The 16,283-nt window shown below is 74.0% G+C and carries 17 protein-coding genes and 1 tRNA gene; 9 read left to right on the top strand and 9 right to left on the bottom strand.

Features of this window, described 5'->3' with window-relative positions; translation table 11 throughout:
• Positions 1–46: 46 nt before the first annotated feature.
• On the bottom strand, positions 47–814 hold the full coding sequence (locus tag ACH4OW_RS08745; protein ID WP_360140574.1) for a transketolase: 768 nt from the start codon (positions 812–814) through the stop codon (positions 47–49).
• A gap of 54 nt (positions 815–868) precedes the next feature.
• Between ACH4OW_RS08745 and soxR the strand changes: the two genes are divergently transcribed.
• Positions 869–1,366, top strand: a complete 498-nt coding sequence (soxR, locus tag ACH4OW_RS08740; protein ID WP_360140571.1) for a redox-sensitive transcriptional activator SoxR — start codon at positions 869–871, stop codon at positions 1,364–1,366.
• Here soxR and ACH4OW_RS08735 read toward each other — a convergent pair.
• Entirely contained in the window at positions 1,347–1,640 is a 294-nt protein-coding gene (locus ACH4OW_RS08735; RefSeq protein ID WP_360140568.1) for a YiaA/YiaB family inner membrane protein, read from the bottom strand. The genes soxR and ACH4OW_RS08735 overlap by 20 nt on opposite strands.
• 191 nt (positions 1,641–1,831) lie before the next feature.
• Between ACH4OW_RS08735 and ACH4OW_RS08730 the strand changes: the two genes are divergently transcribed.
• The 7 genes from ACH4OW_RS08730 to ACH4OW_RS08700 all read left to right on the top strand — a co-directional run bounded on the left by ACH4OW_RS08730 (position 1,832) and on the right by ACH4OW_RS08700 (position 9,287).
• A tRNA-Pro gene (locus ACH4OW_RS08730) sits at positions 1,832–1,908 on the top strand.
• 210 nt (positions 1,909–2,118) lie between these two features.
• On the top strand, positions 2,119–4,170 hold the full coding sequence (locus ACH4OW_RS08725; RefSeq protein WP_398026097.1) for an FAD-dependent oxidoreductase: 2,052 nt from the start codon (positions 2,119–2,121) through the stop codon (positions 4,168–4,170).
• Positions 4,171–4,193: 23 nt separating this feature from the next.
• Positions 4,194–4,739: a PadR family transcriptional regulator gene (locus ACH4OW_RS08720; protein ID WP_398026095.1), complete on the top strand. Its 546-nt coding sequence runs from the start codon at positions 4,194–4,196 to the stop codon at positions 4,737–4,739.
• A 437-nt stretch (positions 4,740–5,176) separates the two neighbouring features.
• Entirely contained in the window at positions 5,177–6,448 is a 1,272-nt protein-coding gene (locus ACH4OW_RS08715) for an MAB_1171c family putative transporter (RefSeq protein ID WP_398026094.1), read from the top strand.
• Positions 6,349–6,972, top strand: a complete 624-nt coding sequence (locus tag ACH4OW_RS08710; protein WP_398026629.1) for a cytochrome P450 — start codon at positions 6,349–6,351, stop codon at positions 6,970–6,972. Before ACH4OW_RS08715 ends, ACH4OW_RS08710 begins: the two co-directional genes overlap by 100 nt.
• A gap of 305 nt (positions 6,973–7,277) precedes the next feature.
• Positions 7,278–8,522: a D-alanyl-D-alanine carboxypeptidase family protein gene (locus tag ACH4OW_RS08705; RefSeq protein ID WP_398026092.1), complete on the top strand. Its 1,245-nt coding sequence runs from the start codon at positions 7,278–7,280 to the stop codon at positions 8,520–8,522.
• A gap of 204 nt (positions 8,523–8,726) precedes the next feature.
• Positions 8,727–9,287, top strand: coding sequence for a DUF309 domain-containing protein (locus ACH4OW_RS08700; RefSeq protein WP_398026627.1), 561 nt, complete (start codon positions 8,727–8,729; stop codon positions 9,285–9,287).
• A gap of 19 nt (positions 9,288–9,306) precedes the next feature.
• Here the strand turns inward: ACH4OW_RS08700 and ACH4OW_RS08695 are convergent, their stop codons facing one another.
• From ACH4OW_RS08695 to ACH4OW_RS08680, 4 genes are all read right to left on the bottom strand, one after another.
• Entirely contained in the window at positions 9,307–10,380 is a 1,074-nt protein-coding gene (locus tag ACH4OW_RS08695; RefSeq protein WP_398026090.1) for a hypothetical protein, read from the bottom strand.
• A gap of 5 nt (positions 10,381–10,385) precedes the next feature.
• Complete coding sequence (locus tag ACH4OW_RS08690) at positions 10,386–11,636, bottom strand: MFS transporter (RefSeq protein ID WP_360130577.1); 1,251 nt, start codon at positions 11,634–11,636, stop codon at positions 10,386–10,388.
• A 21-nt stretch (positions 11,637–11,657) separates the two neighbouring features.
• On the bottom strand, positions 11,658–12,620 hold the full coding sequence (locus ACH4OW_RS08685) for a metallophosphoesterase family protein (protein WP_398026088.1): 963 nt from the start codon (positions 12,618–12,620) through the stop codon (positions 11,658–11,660).
• Positions 12,621–12,739: 119 nt separating this feature from the next.
• Positions 12,740–13,072 (bottom strand): DUF427 domain-containing protein, encoded by a 333-nt coding sequence (locus ACH4OW_RS08680; RefSeq protein ID WP_360130571.1) that lies wholly within the window; start codon positions 13,070–13,072, stop codon positions 12,740–12,742.
• A 132-nt stretch (positions 13,073–13,204) separates the two neighbouring features.
• On the opposite strand from ACH4OW_RS08680, the gene ACH4OW_RS08675 reads away from it, so the two are divergent.
• Complete coding sequence (locus tag ACH4OW_RS08675; protein ID WP_398026086.1) at positions 13,205–13,909, top strand: class I SAM-dependent methyltransferase; 705 nt, start codon at positions 13,205–13,207, stop codon at positions 13,907–13,909.
• An 11-nt stretch (positions 13,910–13,920) separates the two neighbouring features.
• Here the strand turns inward: ACH4OW_RS08675 and ACH4OW_RS08670 are convergent, their stop codons facing one another.
• Genes ACH4OW_RS08670 through ACH4OW_RS08660 form a run of 3 tightly spaced genes read right to left on the bottom strand, consistent with a single transcriptional unit; the run spans position 13,921 to position 16,264 of the window.
• Positions 13,921–14,379, bottom strand: a complete 459-nt coding sequence (locus ACH4OW_RS08670) for a thioesterase family protein (RefSeq protein WP_398026084.1) — start codon at positions 14,377–14,379, stop codon at positions 13,921–13,923.
• Positions 14,376–15,332, bottom strand: coding sequence for a 3-hydroxyacyl-CoA dehydrogenase NAD-binding domain-containing protein (locus ACH4OW_RS08665; protein WP_398026082.1), 957 nt, complete (start codon positions 15,330–15,332; stop codon positions 14,376–14,378). The genes ACH4OW_RS08670 and ACH4OW_RS08665 overlap by 4 nt, the downstream gene beginning before the upstream one ends.
• Before the next feature lie 44 nt (positions 15,333–15,376).
• Positions 15,377–16,264 (bottom strand): 3-keto-5-aminohexanoate cleavage protein, encoded by an 888-nt coding sequence (locus tag ACH4OW_RS08660; protein WP_398026080.1) that lies wholly within the window; start codon positions 16,262–16,264, stop codon positions 15,377–15,379.
• Between the last annotated feature and the right edge of the window lie 19 nt (positions 16,265–16,283).

The following is a 16,283-nucleotide window of genomic DNA, read 5'->3' as shown; positions in this document are numbered from 1 at the left end:
TAAGGGTCGGGTGCCGTGCGCGCGCCCGGTGCCGGGAAGCCGGCGCTCACGCCGCGTCTCCGCGCGGCTTCGGCTTCGGCTCGCCCGCGTACTCCTTCGGCTCCACGCGGGCGACCACCGCGTGCGGCCGGCCCGGGTGGGGCGCGGTGAACGCCGCGTACAGCGCCTCGTGGTCGCGCCCGTCCACGGTCGCGGCGGACCAGCCGGCGGCCTCGAAGCGGGAGGCGATGCCGCCACGCCAGCCGTGGGTCGCGGAGGAGTTGTCGACGACCAGCGTGTGCAGCCGGGACAGGCCGGCGGCGCCCGCGTACGCGATGGCCTCGTGGTTGCTGCCCTCGTCCAGCTCCGCGTCGCCGACCAGCACCCACACCGCCGGGTCGGTGAGCCCCTGCGCGTGCAGGCCCAGGGCCGTACCGACGGCCAGCGGCAGGCCGTGCCCCAGCGAACCACTGCCGATCTCCGCGCCGGGCACGAGCACCCGGTCCGGGTGGTGGCCGAGCGGCGAGTCGTACGAGCCGAAGCCCGGCAGCCACGCGGCGGGGAAGAAGCCCTTGGCGGCGAGCACCGCGTAGTAGGCCATCGGGCCGTGCCCCTTGGAGAGGAGGAAGCGGTCCCGGGCCGGGTCCTCGGCGGTCTCGGGGGAGACCCGCAGCACCCGGTCGTAGAGCACCCAGAGGGCGTCAAGGGTGGAGGTGGCGGCGGGGCCGTGCTTCTCGTCGCCCGTCATCAGGCTCATCAGGCCGGGGAGTTCGGCGAAGCCGGGCGCGCCGGCAGGCCGGTCCTGGAGCGTCACGTTCGTGGTCGTGTTCGTCATGGAAGAGAGCCTGCAACTTCAAGTGCCCTTGAGGTCAAGCGCTAACCTGCCGGCATGACATCAGCTCACGACCGCCTCCCGATCGGGGAACTCGCCGGCCGCAGCGGACTGGCCGCCTCCGCGCTGCGCTACTACGAGGAGCTGGGCCTGATCCACTCCGAACGCACCGGCGGCGGGCAGCGCCGCTTCACCCGTGCCACCCTGCGCCGGATCGCCTTCATCCGGGCGGCCCAGGTGGTCGGCCTCTCCCTGGAGGAGACCAGCGCCGCCCTGGCCAAGCTGCCGAAGGAGCGTGCGCCCAACGCCTCCGAGTGGAACCGGGTGGCCCGCACCTGGACCCGCCGCATCGACCGGCAGATCGCCGAACTCCAGCAGCTGCGCCGCCAGTTGGCCGGATGCGTCGGCTGCGGGTGCCTGAGCCTGCGCAAGTGCGGGCTCTACAACCCGGGCGACGCCGCGGCGTCGAAAGGGGCGGGCGCCCGCTATCTGCTGGGCGACCGCCCCGAATCGGTCGGTGTCGAGACGCCGGGCGTCACACCTGACCCGGCTTGAAGACGTCCTGCTCGATGAGGAGCTTGTCGATCCTGGCCTTGTCCACGCGGTTGGTGACCTCCTCGACCTCCTGCCGGTCCCGTACGCACTTGGCCAGCGTGAACGCCGACGAGACCACGAAGACCAGACCGAGCGCGAGGAACCCGCGCTCCCAGGCGCCCACGGGCAGCTTGACGATCCCGGCCATCAGCGCGGCCAGGGAGAGCCCGAAGGAGATCGCGGACTGCACGAAGAAGGCGGTGGTCGTCGGCCGCTGTATCGATGGAGTGGTCATGCGCGTAGCGTGCCGCCGCCCCGGCGGGGGCGCATGAGTACGGATACTCATCCGCCCCGCACCCGCCGGCGTCGGCCGGACCGCGGCCGCCGGGGAACGCCTCGCCGAAACCTGGCGGTGGACACCCCCTGACATGCGGTATTGTTCTCATGCGCGGTCAGCCGGGGGGAAACCCCGGGCCGGACGGGCATCGGGACGTGGCGCAGCTTGGTAGCGCACTTGACTGGGGGTCAAGGGGTCGCAGGTTCAAATCCTGTCGTCCCGACCAGCGTTTTCGCAGGTCGTAGGCCGTTCTCGCAGGGATGCGGGGGCGGCCTTCGTCGTGTTGCGGTGGATCCGGTGTGGCGCAGGCAACGTCGCGGTTCCCTGTTCTCCGTTGTGCAACAAGTTGCATAATGCCGGGCGGGGCGCCCGGCGCGGTGCGTCCCGGGCGCCTGCCGTAGGGACGGGCGAGGCCGACACCGCGAGGAGCCGTCGCATGAGTCCGTATCCGCACCTGCTGAGCCCGCTCGACCTGGGCTTCGTGACCCTCCCCAACCGCGTGATCATGGGATCGATGCACGTGGGCCTCGAAGAGGCGGCGAACGGCTTCGAGCGGATGGCGGCCTTCTACGCGGCGCGGGCGCGCGGCGGCGCCGGCCTGATCGTCACCGGCGGCATCGCCCCCAACGACGCCGGCCGGCCCTGGGAGGGCGGCGCCGCGCTGACCACCGAGGCCGAGGCGGAGCGGCACCGCGTCGTGACCGACGCCGTGCACCGCGAGGGCGGGCGGATCGCCTTGCAGATCCTGCACTTCGGCCGGTACGCGCACCACGCCGGGCTGGTGGCGCCGAGCGCCCTCCAGGCCCCGATCTCCCCGTACGTGCCGCACGCGCTGACCGACGACGAGGTCGAGCAGACCGTCGAGGACTTCGTGCGGGCGGCCGGGCTGGCCCGGCAGGCGGGGTACGACGGTGTGGAGATCATGGGGTCGGAGGGCTACCTGGTCAACGAGTTCGTCGCCGCCGCCACCAACCACCGCACCGACCGCTGGGGCGGCTCCTACGAGAACCGCATCCGCTTCCCCGTCGAGATCGTCCGCCGGGTCCGCGAGCGCGTCGGCGAGGACTTCGTCCTCGTCTACCGGCTGTCGATGCTCGACCTGGTGCCGGGCGGCTCCACGCCGGAGGAGGTGCGCGTCCTCGCCCGGGCGGTCGAGGCGGCCGGCGCCACGATCATCAACACCGGCATCGGCTGGCACGAGGCCCGGGTGCCGACCATCGCCGCCTCGGTGCCGCGCGGCGCGTACGCCTGGGTGACCCGGCAGGTCATGGGCGCGGTGTCGATCCCCCTGGTGGCCACCAACCGCATCAACACCCCCGACAAAGCCGAGCAGTTGCTCGCCGACGGGTACGCGGACCTGGTCTCGATGGCCCGGCCCTTCCTCGCCGACCCGGACCTGGTGGCCAAGGCGCGCGCCGGACGGCCCGAGACGATCAACACCTGCATCGGCTGCAACCAGGCGTGCCTGGACCACACCTTCAGCGGCCGGATCACCTCGTGCCTGGTCAACCCGCGGGCCTGCCACGAGACCGAACTGGTGCTGGAGCCGGTGCGGCGGCGCAAGCGGTTCGCCGTCGTCGGCGCGGGCCCGGCGGGGCTGGCGTTCGCGGTGACGGCGGCCGAGCGCGGGCACGCGGTGACCCTCTTCGACGCCGCCGGCGAGATCGGCGGGCAGCTCAACGTCGCCAAGCGGGTCCCCGGCAAGGAGGAGTTCCACGAGACCCTGCGGTACTTCCGCGTGCAGCTCGGCCTCAAGGGCGTCGAGCTGCGGCTGAACACGCCGGTCACCGCGCGTACCTTCGCCCGGGACGGCGCCGGCGGCGCACCGGACGCCATGGAGCCGTACGACGAGATCGTCGTCGCCACCGGCGTCACCCCGCGCGCCGTGGACATCGAGGGCGCCGGGCACCCGAGCGTCGTCGGCTACCTGGACGTGCTGCGCGGGGACGCCGAGGCCGGCAGGCGGGTGGCCGTCATCGGCGCGGGCGGCATCGGCTTCGACGTGGCCGGGTTCCTCACCGACTCCGGCGAGGCGGTGAGCCAGGACCCGCAGGCGTACTTCCGGAGCTGGGGCGTCGACACCGGGCACCGGGAAGCGGGCGGGCTGCGGGCCCCCGAACGCCCCGCGCCGCCGCGCGAGGTGCACCTCCTCCAGCGCAAGACCTCCAAGGTCGGCGCCGGGCTGGGCAAGACCACCGGCTGGATCCACCGTACCGAACTGCGGCACCGCGGCGTCACCATGCTCGCCGGCGTGACGTACGACCGGATCGACGACGACGGCCTGCACATCACCGTCGACGGGGCCGCCTCGGTGCTCCCCGTGGACACGGTCGTCGTCTGCGCGGGGCAGGAGCCGCGCCGCGAGCTGTACGAGGAGCTGCGGGCCGCAGGGCACACCGTCCACCTCGTCGGCGGAGCCGACGTCGCGGCCGAGCTGGACGCCAAACGCGCCATTCTCCAGGGCACCGAACTGGCCGCGGCCCTGTGAGGGCGCGTACGTAGGATGCGGCCATGTCCCTCCCGCACGCGATCCTCACCGCCCTGCTCGAAAAGCCGTCCTCCGGCCTGGAGCTGGCCCGGCGCTTCGACCGGTCGATCGGCTACTTCTGGTCCGCCACGCACCAGCAGATCTACCGTGAACTGGGGAAGCTGGAAAAGGGCGGGCACATCCGGGCGCTGCCTTCCGAGGGGCCGACCCGGGGGCAGCGCAAGGAGTACGCGGTGCTGCCGGCGGGCCGGGACGAGCTGACCGCCTGGGTGGCCGGGCCCGGGGACCCCCGGCCCGTCCGCGACCCGCTGCTGCTGCGCATGCGTGCCGCAGCGGTGGTCGGCTCCGGCGGCCTGCGGGACGAGCTGGAGCGCCATCTCGCCCTGCACCGCGAGCAGTTGGCGGAGTACGAGGTGATCGAGCGGCGCGACTTCCCGCCGGAGCGCGACACCGGCCCCGACCGGCTGCGGCACCTCGTACTGCGCGGCGGCATGGGGTTGGAGACCTTCTGGATCGCCTGGCTCACGGAGGCGCTCGACGCGGTGGGGGAGCCGGACGGTGCGGACTGAGCCGCTCCGGCGGCGTCGTGACGGCGCCGGTACCGCGATTCTCACTGTCCGTAAGTGGACTGGTGCGCGATATTTCTCGCGTGACAGGATCGGACTGCGGTTTCGGCGGTCACAACTGCGTGCGGGGCGCGGGCGGCCGGAACCCGGGGGAGCGAAGCCGGGGGGCGGATGCTGATGGGGGGCGCGCGGACCGGGAACGGGGCGCGGAGCGTGCGCACGAAGCGGTGGCACCGGCTGCGCGCGGGCACGTGGGCCCGGCGTGCGCGAAGCCGCTGTGAGCTGCCGGCCGGGCGTCCCGTACGGACCGTGCCGGCGCGCCCGGGTGGCGCGGCCTGCGGCCTGACGGCCCGCACCGGCGACGCGTACCGGATCTGCCACGGCCTCGGGACCTCCCCCAAGCGCCAGACGTACATCGGTGGACTCGGACGGGGGATCGAGTGTTTGACGTGGTGTATCTGTGCCTCGGCGCGGTGGCCTGGACGGTCGTCGCCTTCAAGATCCGCGACTGGCTGCGCGACCGCGGCAATACGGACCTGGGGCTGACCTGTGTGATGGCCGCGGGCATCGCGACGGTGTTCCTCTTCTCGGCGCCCGGCGTCTACCGGTGGTTCGACCGGCTGACCGGCGTGCCGAACCTCGCGATGGTCTTCCTGTACTCCTCGCTGGTCGTGTTCGCGACCGGGGCGTTCGTCCTGCTGCTGCGCTGGCACGGCGGTACGGGCGCTGAGGGCCGCGCCAGGGCCCGGCTGCGGTCCCGTAAGGTGATGGCGGCCGTGGCGGCGGTCTGGGCGGCGGCGGTGACCGGCTTCGCCGTCGGGCGGCCCGACGCCGTGGAACACCCCAGGGACTTCAGCACGGCCTACACCGGCTCGCCGGGCGTGATGACGTTCCTGGTGCTGTATCTGGCCATCTTCGGCGCCGGCCTCGCGGGCCTGGGCGTGCTCTGCCCGCGGTACGCGTCCAGACTCGGCCCTTCCTGGCTCGCGCGCGGACTGCGGGTGCTGGCCGCCGGCTGCTGGCTCGGCCTGGTGTACTGCGCCTGCAAGCTGGCCGGCTTCGCGCTCTCCTGGGCCGGCCACGAGGCGCCGTGGCTCTCCAACGGGGTGGCCCCGCTGAGCGCGTCGGCCGGCGCGGTCCTGGTGCTGGCCGGGTTCGCGCTGCCGGCCGCGGGGCCGAGGGCGACCGCCTGGCGCCGGCTGCGCCGCCTGCACCCGCTGTGGAAGGACGTCACCGCGCAGGCCCCCGAGGTGGCGGCGCGGCGCGCGCACCGGCCGTTCGCCGGCCTCCAGTGGCGGGCCGACCGGCAGATGGCGGAGATCCGGGACGTCCAGCGCGGCATCGGGCGGTACGTGGAGTCGGACACCATCGACATCGCGCGGGAGCGCGGTCGCGCGGTCGTGGCGGACGAACGGCAGCTGGCGGCCGTCGCGGAGGCAGCGGCGCTGCGGCGCGGGCTGGAGAACCGGGCGATCGGGCTCGTGCCCGTCCTCGGCGCGGACTGCGTGGTGGTGATGGCGGAGGGGGAGCGCCCGGCGGCCGGGCCCCCGGGCCGGTCCGGCGGTCCGGGCGGCGCGATCGCGGAGCGGCTGACGGCCGAACCGGCCGCCGAATACGAGCACTTGGCGCGGGTCGCCGACGTCTACCACTCGCCGCTGACCGACACCGTACTGACCGAACTGCGCCAGCGCAGCGCTGCGCAACGGCACTGAACGGGGAGCGGCTCACGGAGGGTGGACTCACCTCGCTCGCGTTCCTCCTCCTGTTCGCGGGCTATGAGAACACCATGCACCTCATGGGCAACTCCGTGCTCGCCCTGCTCGATCACCCCGCACGCCTCAGAGCGTTGCGTGCCGATCCAGCCGAACTCTCGGCGGCCTTGACGGAGTTCGCGCGCCAGGCCGGACCGGCCCTGCCGGCCACCCGCCGGTTCCCGCCCGAGGGCGTGGAGATCGGCGGCGTACGGGTGCCGGCGGGGGAGAGTGTGCTGCTCTCCCTTGCCTCGGCCGGCCGCGGCCCGCGCCGGTTCGACGCTCCGGACACGCTGGATCCCGGCCGTGACGCCACGGGGCATCCCGCGTTCGGGCACGGCACCCACCACTGCCGGGGCGCGGCGCCGGGGCGGATGCGGGCGGAACTCGCGCTGGCCGCTCTCATCAGGCGTTTTACCGGTCTGCGGCACGACCGGCGGCGGCCGGACCGCACCGCCGCCGGTCGCCGCGCCCAGGTGGCTTGATCTCGCTCCCCGTCGCCTGGTAGTTGCGGGACGAACAAATTTTTGAGGCATAACCGTTCCTGCATGCGGTAGAAAGGTCGTGAGGCCCGCCCGGTGTGCATCCCCCGTCGCACCGGGCGGGTCCTCGTGCGTCCGGGCGGAAGTGCCGCCGGGCACCTCCCTGTGCGCGCCCCGCCCCTGGCGGCCCCGGCTCCGCCCCCGGGCGCCCGGCGCCGACGGGCGCTTCGCCCCGGCGCTCCGCGCCCCTTCGGCCGTCTGGCGTAGGCCCCTCTGCGGGCCGGATGCGTGCTTCCTAGCGTGAAGGCATGGCACTTGACACGCTTTTGTCCCGGAAAGCCGGTGTGCTGGCCGTGGTCGCCGCCGCCGGGCTGACGCTCACGTCCATACCGTCGGCGGACCGGGCCGATGGGGTGGCGCAAGGACGGCGGGCGGCAGCGGTGCGAGGGCCGGCCGCCGACCGGCTGCAGGACCGCACGGGAGCCGAGCTGGCGGGCGCCGGGGCGCCCGCGCTGCCCGCCGGGGTGTCGGCCCGCGCCTGGACGGTGACCGACCTCCGTACCGGGGACGTGCTGGCGGCCAAGAACGCGCACCAGCGGCTCGCGCCGGCCAGCACCCTCAAGACCCTGTTCGCGGTCACCGTGCTGCCGAAGTTCCGCGCGCAGGCGGTGCACAAGGTCACCCCGAAGGAGCTGGCGGGCATCGGCCCCGGCAGCAGTCTCGTCGGCATCCAGGAGAACCGGAGCTACCGGGTCGCCGACCTGTGGCACGGGGTGTTCCTGCGCTCCGGCAACGACGCGGTGCGGGTGCTCGCCTCGATGAACGGCGGCTGGACGGCCACGGCCGGGGAGATGCAGGCCAAGGCGCGGCAGCTGGGCGCCAGGGACACCACGGTGAAGTCCCCGGACGGGTACGACAGCCCCGGCCAGCTGTCCTCGGCGTACGACCTGAGCGTGTTCGGCCGTACGGGTCTGGCCAACGCGGACTTCGCCAAGTACTGCGCCACCGCGTCGGCGCGGTTCCCCAGCAGGGGCAGCCCCGCCTTCGGCATCCGCAACACCAACCGGATGCTGACGGGGGCGAACGGGATGCGGCGCTACTCCGGCATCCTCGGGGTCAAGAACGGCTACACCAGCAACGCCGGCAACACCCTGGTCGCCGCGGCCGAACGGGGCGGCCGCAGGCTGCTGGTCACCGTGCTGAACCCGCAGTCCGGCGCGTCCAACGCCGTCTACAACGAGGCGGCTTCGCTGCTGGACTGGGGATTCGGCGCCGTCGGCAGGACCCGCCCGGTCGGCTCCCTCGTGGCCGGTGCCGGTGCCGGGGCCGCGGCACCGGGCGGCCGGGCCGCGGGCCCGACGGCCGACGGGGAAGGCGGCCGCACCGCCGGGGCACGGCCGGTCGCGGCCCAGGTCTCCCGGCAGCCCGGACGGTGGTCGGAGACCACCTTGTGGGCGGTGGCCGGCGGCTTCGCCGTGGCCCTGGCGGCGGGGGCGGTCTTCGGCTGGCGCATGTACGTACGGGGGCGGCAGGCGCCCGGGGGCGGCCGCTGAGGGGGCGGTACGCGGCAGGTGCCGGGGACCATCGGAATCCGGCCATATGACGGACTCGTCCGGGGTGATCGCTCCGGACGCCGCCGCCCCGGCCGCCCGCCGTCCCGCCGCGCGCTGCACAATCGAACCGTGAACGCGACACCACACGACGAGGGCGGCGACCCGGCCTGCTGGCTGGACCGGGTGTGCCAGGAGTGCGGCCGGATCACGGACCGCCCGGCGGAACCGGGCTGCGAACACTGCGGCGCCGGAACGGCGGCCCGGGCCGGGTCCGCCCGTGACCGCGACCCCGAGGGCCGGGCCCGCAACGCCCGCCCGCGGGACGGCCTGGGGCGCCCGCTGCCCTACGGCGCCCCGGGCGTGGCCCGCCAGCCCGAGGGCATCGAGCGCAGCCCCCGCCAGACGCTCGCCGAGGCCCAGGACCTCCTGGACCGCGGCATGCCCTTTCACGCCCACGAAGTCCTGGAGGACGCCTGGAAGACGGCCCCCGAGTCCGAACGGCAGCTCTGGCGCGGTCTCGCCCAACTGGCCGTCGGCCTCACCCACGCCGCCCGGTGCAACGCCAAGGGCGGCGCCGCGCTGCTGCGCCGGGGTGCCGGCGCCATCGCCCCGTACGCGCACACCGTGCCGTACGGCATCGACATCCCCGGGCTGACCGCGTGGGCGGGGGCGCTGGCGGACGGGCTCGGCCGGCGGGAGGGGCCGGTCGAGGCGGCCGGGAACGCGCCCCGCCTGCGCACCGGCGAGGCCCGGCCCCCGGCGTAGCGGCGGGCGGTCCGTGCCGTCACCGCACCATCGCCGGCGAGGACGCCTCGGCCACCCGCAGGGCCGGGGTGCCGCCGCCGTCCGCCGGTACGGTCCAGATGTCGCTGCCCTTGCCGCCGCTGCCCGGCAGCGCGTAAGCGAGCGTGTGGTCGTCCAGCCAGGCCGCCTGGTCGTCCACGCTGCGTTCCTCCGCGACCGGGTGTTCGCGCATCGTGCGCAGGTCGAGCACGTACAGCCGCCACGGGTCGCGTGCCCCGTCGCGTACCCGCTTCTTGAAGGCCAGCCGGGTGTTGTCGGGCGACAGGGACGGGCACTCCACGTTCTCGCGCAGGGTGCGGGCCGTCCAGGCGCGCAGGTCGCCCTCGACCAGGTACGTCCGGCCCTTGGTGGAGACCGTGGCGTAGAAGCGGTTGTCGTCGCGGGCGAAGCCGACGCCCCAGTAGTTGACGTCGGGGGAGTGGTAGCGGCGGCCGCCGAGGGTCAGGGGGATGTCCTCCATGTTCTTGACCAGGTAGCCGGTGCGGGTGTCGAGGATGGACGTACGGGTGGAGAAGGACGAGGTGGCGTAGGAGTCGCCGGTGGCGAACATCGTCCAGGACAGCATCCGGCCCGAGGCGGAGACCCGCGCCCGGTTGGGGATGCCGGTCAGGGCGATCCGGCGCTTCTCGCGCAGCCGCCCGTCCAGGACGACGGCGTACGCGGCCGGGGGGATGCCGGGGCGGCGCTGGAGGCACAGGGCGGTGCCGCCGGCCGCGTAGAAGCGCTCGCAGGCGGGGCCGCCGGTGGCGCGGCGGTCGGGCCCCGGCGCGGCAGCCGCCCGCATGCCCGCCGTCTCCGGGCCGGGGGCGGCGGCCAGGCGTGCGACGCGTCCTGCCCCGGCGCCCTCCCGCATACTGCGGAAGTACAGCCGGCCGTGGTCCAGGCCGAACGCCGAGGGGGCGTCGGCCGCCTCGGTGCGCTGCACCGCCGTGACCGTGTAGACCACGGCGACCGTGGCGAGCACGGCGGTGGCGACCGCGACGGCGATGATCCTGACGCGCATCGGGAGCCCGGCGGCGCCCGTACCCTGCCCTGCCTCCGGTGAACCTGCCATGCCGGTCACGACCGCCTTTCCGTACGGGGGAGCAGTGCGGCGGCGCCCGCGAGGGCGGCCGCGAGGACGACGGCCGCGGCGGCCAGCGCGGGCCCGCTGCCCCACAGGGTCCAGGCGGCGCCGAACCCCGCGGCGGCGAGCAGCCGGCTCAGTGCCTGGCCCGTCTGGAGCAGCGCCATGCCGCTCGCCCGCCGCGCGGCCGGCAGCACCGGGCCCGCCAGTGCCATGAGTACGCCGTCGGTGGCCGCGTAGAAGACACCGACCAGCAGGAGTACCCCGGCCATCAGGGCGGTGCCGTCGCCGACGGTGAGCAGCAATACGTAGGCGGCGAGCAGGGCCACGTGCCCGAGGAGGAAGGGGACCCGGCGCCCGATGCGGTCGCCGAGCCGCCCGGCGGGCACCGCGAGCAGCAGGTAGACCGCGGCGGTGCCGAGCGGCAGCAGCGGGAACCAGCGCACCGCGAAGTCCAGTTGCTTCTGGAGCAGCAGGTAGACGAACGAGTCGCCGATGGTGGCCGCGCCCAGCAGGGCGGCGGCCAGCATGATGCGCCGGAAGGCGGCGTCGCGCAGCGGCTCGGTGATCCTGCTGCGCAGCGGGACCCGCGGCCCGGCGGCGGGCGCGGCCACCGGACCCAGGGCGGCGCGTCCCGGTACGAACGCGACCAGCAGCAGAACGCCGAGCAGCCCGACGCAGAAGCTGACGACGAACACCGCGTCGTAGGCGTCCGCTGTCGCCCACAGCAGGGCGAACGCGGCCAGCGGGCCGAGCAGCGCGCCCGTGGTGTCCATCGCGCGGTGCACGCCGAACGCCCGGCCCAGCGTGTCCGGCGGGCTGCTGAGCGAGATGAGCGCGTCGCGCGGGGCGGTCCGTACGCCCTTGCCGATGCGGTCGGCGGCGATGGCCGCGCCGATCCCGGCCGTGCCGCCGCCCGCGAGCAGCAGGCCCAGCCGGGACAGCGCGGACAGCGCGTACCCGGCGCCGGCCACCAGCTTGTGCCGTCCGCCGCGGTCCGCGACGTGCCCGCCCAGCAGCCGCACGAGCGCGGTGACGCCGTTGTACAGCCCGTCGAGGAAGCCGAATTGCAAGGGTGACAGGCCCAGTTGCAGGACGAAGTAGAGCGGCAGCACCGCGGTGACCATCTCGGAGGAGATGTCGGTGACCAGGCTGACCGTGCCGAGCGCGAGGACCGGTCCGGCGACGCGGCCGCGCGTCAGCTGTGTGGTGGCGGCGGCCGCGCCGGTGGTGGCGAGGTACATGAGGGGCGGGTCCCGGGCCGGTCAGTGGCACTTGTAGGACGGGCTGCTGTCCTTCGTCGACCCGTCCGTGCCGACCAGGTCCCAGGAGAACCCGTCGTCGGTGAAGTTGAGCTTGACCACGCCGAAGGTCTTCGTCAGCCGCTTCTCGCTGTTCGGCTGGACCTCCTCGATCTTGTACGGGTTGGCGCCGCCCATCCCGGCGAGCAGCTCGACGAGGCCGTTCGGGTCGGCCTTGCCGTCCGGGTCCTGCGGCGCGAAGCGCTCGTAGTGGTGGTCGTGCCCGTTCAGGACCAGCTCCGCCTTGGCGTCGTAGAGCAGCTTCCACGCCGAGCGGCCGACCGGCTGGTTGCCGTGCTCGCCGGAGGAGAACAGCGGGTGGTGCCAGTAGGCGGCCACGCACTTCTTGGAGTTGGCGGCGAGGTCGTCTTTGAGCCACTTGGTCTGCGCGGAGTCCAGGCTGTTGGAGTCCAGCGCGACGAAGTGCCAGTTGCCCTGGTCGAAGCTGTAGTAGCTCTTGCCCTTGGGGTAGGCGACGGAGCCGAAGTAGGACTTGTAGCCGGCCAGTTTGCCGGCCGGGTCGTACGTCTCGTGGTTGCCGGCCACCGGGTGGGTCTTCGCCTTGAAGGCGCCCCAGGAGGTGTCGTAGTACTTCTGGAAGTCCTTGAGCCGGGCGTCGTCGTACTGGTTGTCGCCCATGGTCAGCACGAAGGCCGGGTTGATCTTCTTGACCTGGGCCGCGGTCTTCGGGTGCACGCAGCTGCTGCTGCTCGCGGTGCACTGCTCGGCGATGTCCCCTGCGGCCACCGCGGTGAAGCCGCCGGCCCGTGCCCCCGCCGGTTCCGGCGCGGCGTCCGCGCGGCCGGCGGGCGACCACAGCACCGCACCGCCGACGAGCGCGAGGACCGCGCCCGCGGCGGTGGGTATGCCGGTGCGGGGGTTGGTCAGGAAGGTGCGGGACTTCGGGGCGCGGGGGGTGGGCGTCATGTCCGTCTCCTCGGTCGGCGGGGGTGCCGTACGGAGGAATCTTGACGACGGCTCATGTACGCGTCAATGAATCCGACGGAGAATAGTTAGGAAACTTTCCTACCCGACCCCGTGCCGGGTCACTCCGCCAACTCGGCCTCGTAGAAGCACAGATGATCCTTGATCTGCGCGACCGCGGGCTTCGGCGCAGGGTAGGCCCACGCGATGTCCTGCGGACCACCGGAAAGTGACCAGTAGGAGGCGTCTCCCTTGAACGGGCAGTGCGTGCTGGTGTCGGACGGGACCAGCAGATCGGTCCGCACGTCCTCGGGCGGCAGGTAGTAGCGCACCGGATAGCCGGTCTCGTGCAGCAGGAGGGGGCGGCGGCTGTCGGCGACGACCTGGCCGTCGTGGACCACGCGGACGTGGTCGGTGCCCTGCTCGACGGTGATGCGGTGGCCTGGTACGGACATGGCGTTCCTCTCTCGGGGGCGCGCCGGGACGGCGCGGCCCTTCCAGCGTCGCACCGGCCGCGGGCGAACGCCTTCTTGCGCTTTCGGCAAATTTATTTCCGCCTTCGCCCGGAGCCGCCGCACTGTGGGCACATGACGACACCCGAACGGAACGCACCCGCCGCGCCGCAGCACTCTCACCCGGAGCACCCGGAGCACCCGGAGCGCCCGGCGCAACCGGCGCCCGACACCGAGCAGTTCTGGGAGGAGCGGTACCGCGGCGGCAGGCAGCACGGCCGCGGGCGGCCCAACACCGTGCTGGCGGGCATGGTCGCCGGCCTCCCCGCAGGCACCGCCCTCGACCTGGGCTGCGGGCCCGGCGGCGACGCGCTGTGGCTGGCCCGGCGCGGCTGGCAGGTGACCGCCGTGGACGTGGCGCCCACCGCGTTGGAGCTGGTCAGGGCGGACGCGGCCGACGCGGGGCTGGCCTCCCTGGTCCGTACCGAACAGCACGACCTGGGCGTGTCGTTCCCGGCCGGCCGCTTCGACCTGGTCTCCGCCCAGTTCCTCCAGTCGCCGATCGACTTCCCCCGGCAGCAGGTGCTGCGGCAGGCCGCCGAGGCCGTCGCCCCCGGGGGCCTGCTGCTGATCGTCGAGCACGCCTCCGTACCGCCCTGGGGCCAGGCACCGCCCGGGGCGGAGATGCCGACCGCGGCCGGGACGCTCGCCGGGCTCGCCCTGAATGCGGCGGAGTGGACCGTCGAGGCCGCCGAGCTGCGGCAGCGCGAGGCGACCGGCCCCGCCGGCGAGCACGCGACGCTCGACGACAACGTCATCGCCGTACGCCGCCACCGCTGACGGCCGCCCGGCTACACCTCCCCGATGCCCCGGCCCGCCCACTCCGGCGCGGGCCGGACCAGCGCCGACAGCCGCCGGCAGGTGTCCTCCGGCAGCGGCGCCGCACGTCCCCCGCCCTGGCGGACGTGGAGGGCGAAGATCTCCTCGGTGGCCACCGGGTCGCCGGACGGCTCGCCGGCGTACATCTCGTGGACGAACCGCACCTTGCGCGGGCCCACGCCCAGCACCGTGGTGCGTACGAGCAGTTCGGCGCCGCGCGGCACCTCCGCGAGGTAGCGGACGTGCGCCTCGACCGTGTAGAGCGAGTGGCCGCTGCGCGCGCGGTAGGCCGCGTCGAGTCCGGTCGCGTCCATGAGGGCGTCCGTGGCGAAGCCGAAGACCAGCACGTAGTACGCCTCGGAGAGGTGGCCGTTGTAGTCGATCCAGTCGTCCCGGACCGTCCGGCGCAACAGGGGCAGGCGCGCGGTCACCCGGCGGGCCCGTCCAGGCGCCCGGTCGCGCGCAGGACGTTGATGACGCCCTGGTCGCGCTCGGCGACGAGCTGCGCGTACGTACGGCCCCCGGCCGCTTCCGCGCAGCCGTCGACCACCGCGTCGCGCAGCGCCCGGTCCAGCTCGGGCGCCTCCAGCCGGGTCCAGGGCGACTTCAGCGACGGGCCGAAGTGGTCGAGCATGTGCGCCATGCCGCCCTCGCCGCCGGCCAGCGCGAACGTCAGGATCGGGCCCATGAACGCCCAGCGCAGCCCGGGGCCCTCGGTGATCGAGGCGTCGATGTCCGCGACGGTGGCCTCGCCGTTGGCGACCATGTGCAGCGCCTCGCGCCACAGGGCCTCCTGGAGGCGGTTGGCGATGAAGCCGGGCAGCTCGCGGTCCATGGTGATGACGGACTTGCCCGCCACGCCGTAGAACTCGCCCGCCCACTCCACCGCCTCGCGGTCGGTCCGCTCGCCGCCCACCACCTCCACCAGCGGGATGAGGTACGGCGGGTTGAACGGGTGGCCGACGACCAGGCGGCCCGGCGTGGCGGCCGCCGTCTGCATGTCGGTCATCGGGTAGCCGGAGGTGGAGGAGGCGATGACGACGCCGGGCGGCGTCGCGGCGTCCAGCCGGGCGAGCAGATCGCGCTTGAGGTCCAGCTCCTCGGGGGCGCTCTCCTGGACGAAGTCGGCGTCCGCGACGGCCTCGGCGAGCGTGAACGCGACGGTGAGGCGGTCGGGGGAGGCGCCCTCGGCGAGGCCGAGCTGCTCCAGCGCGGGCCAGGCGGCGTCGACCAGGCGGCGCAGCTTGTCCTCGGCGTCCGGCGCCGGGTCCCAGGCGGTGACGTCGTAGCCGCGGGCGAGGAAGTGGGCGACCCAGCCGCCGCCTATGACGCCGGCGCCGATGCACGCCACGCGGCGTACGGAAGGGGGAGGAACGGGAGGCATGGGGAACTCCTGGGGTCGGGCGTGGCGGGGGACCGGAAGGGGGTTCAGGCGCGCGGCTTCAGGCCGAGGCGCGCGCGGGCCCGGTCCGGGGTGGCGACCGTCGCGCCCAGCAACTCCGTGATCTGCACGGCCCGTTCGACCAGCTGGCCGTTGGTGGCCTGTACGCCCTTGCTCAGGTACAGGTTGTCCTCCAGGCCCACCCGGACGTTCCCGCCGAGGAGGATGGACTGCGCGACCCACGGCATCTGCATCCGGCCGAGCGCGAAGCCGGCCCACTCGGCGCCCTCCGGGAGCATCGCGACCATCGACTGGAGCACGCCCGGGTCGGCCGGCGCGCCCCACGGAACGCCCATGCACAGCTGGAAGACGGTCGGGTCGTCGAGCAGCCCTTCGGCCAGCAGTTGCTTGGCGAACCACAGCTGACCGGTGTCGAAGATCTCCAGCTCGGGCCGTACGCCCAGCTCCTGGATGCGCCGGGCGCCCGCGCGCAGCATGTCGGGCGTGGAGACGTAGAGGCTGGAGCCGTCGCCGAAGTTGAGGGAGCCGCAGTCCAGGGTGCAGATGTCGGGCAGCAGCTCCTCGACGTGCGGCAGCCGTTCCAGGCCGCCGACGAGGTCGGTGCCGGGCAGGTACCGCAGCGGTTCGTCCGGGTCGACGACGAGGTCGCCGCCCATCCCGGCGGTCAGGTTGATGACGACGTCGGTGCCGGTCTCCTTGATGCGCTCGACGACCTCGGCGTACAGGCGCGGGTCGCGGGACGGCGCGCCGGTCTCCGGGTCGCGTACGTGGATGTGGACGACGGCGGCACCGGCCGAGGCCGCCTCCACGGCGGACGCGGCTATCTGCTCGGGGGTGACGGGCACGTGCGGGGAGCGGCGCACGGTGTCGCCCGCGCCGGTGAGCGCGCAGGTGATGACGACTTCGTTGTTCACAACGGTTCCTTGGTTCGGC

It is taken from the genome of Streptomyces sp. NPDC017056 (assembly GCF_044332485.1).
In the GTDB taxonomy this organism is placed as follows: domain Bacteria; phylum Actinomycetota; class Actinomycetes; order Streptomycetales; family Streptomycetaceae; genus Streptomyces.
The sequence above is the reverse complement of the archived record's forward strand: the minus strand, read 5'-3'. Positions and strand labels throughout refer to the sequence as shown.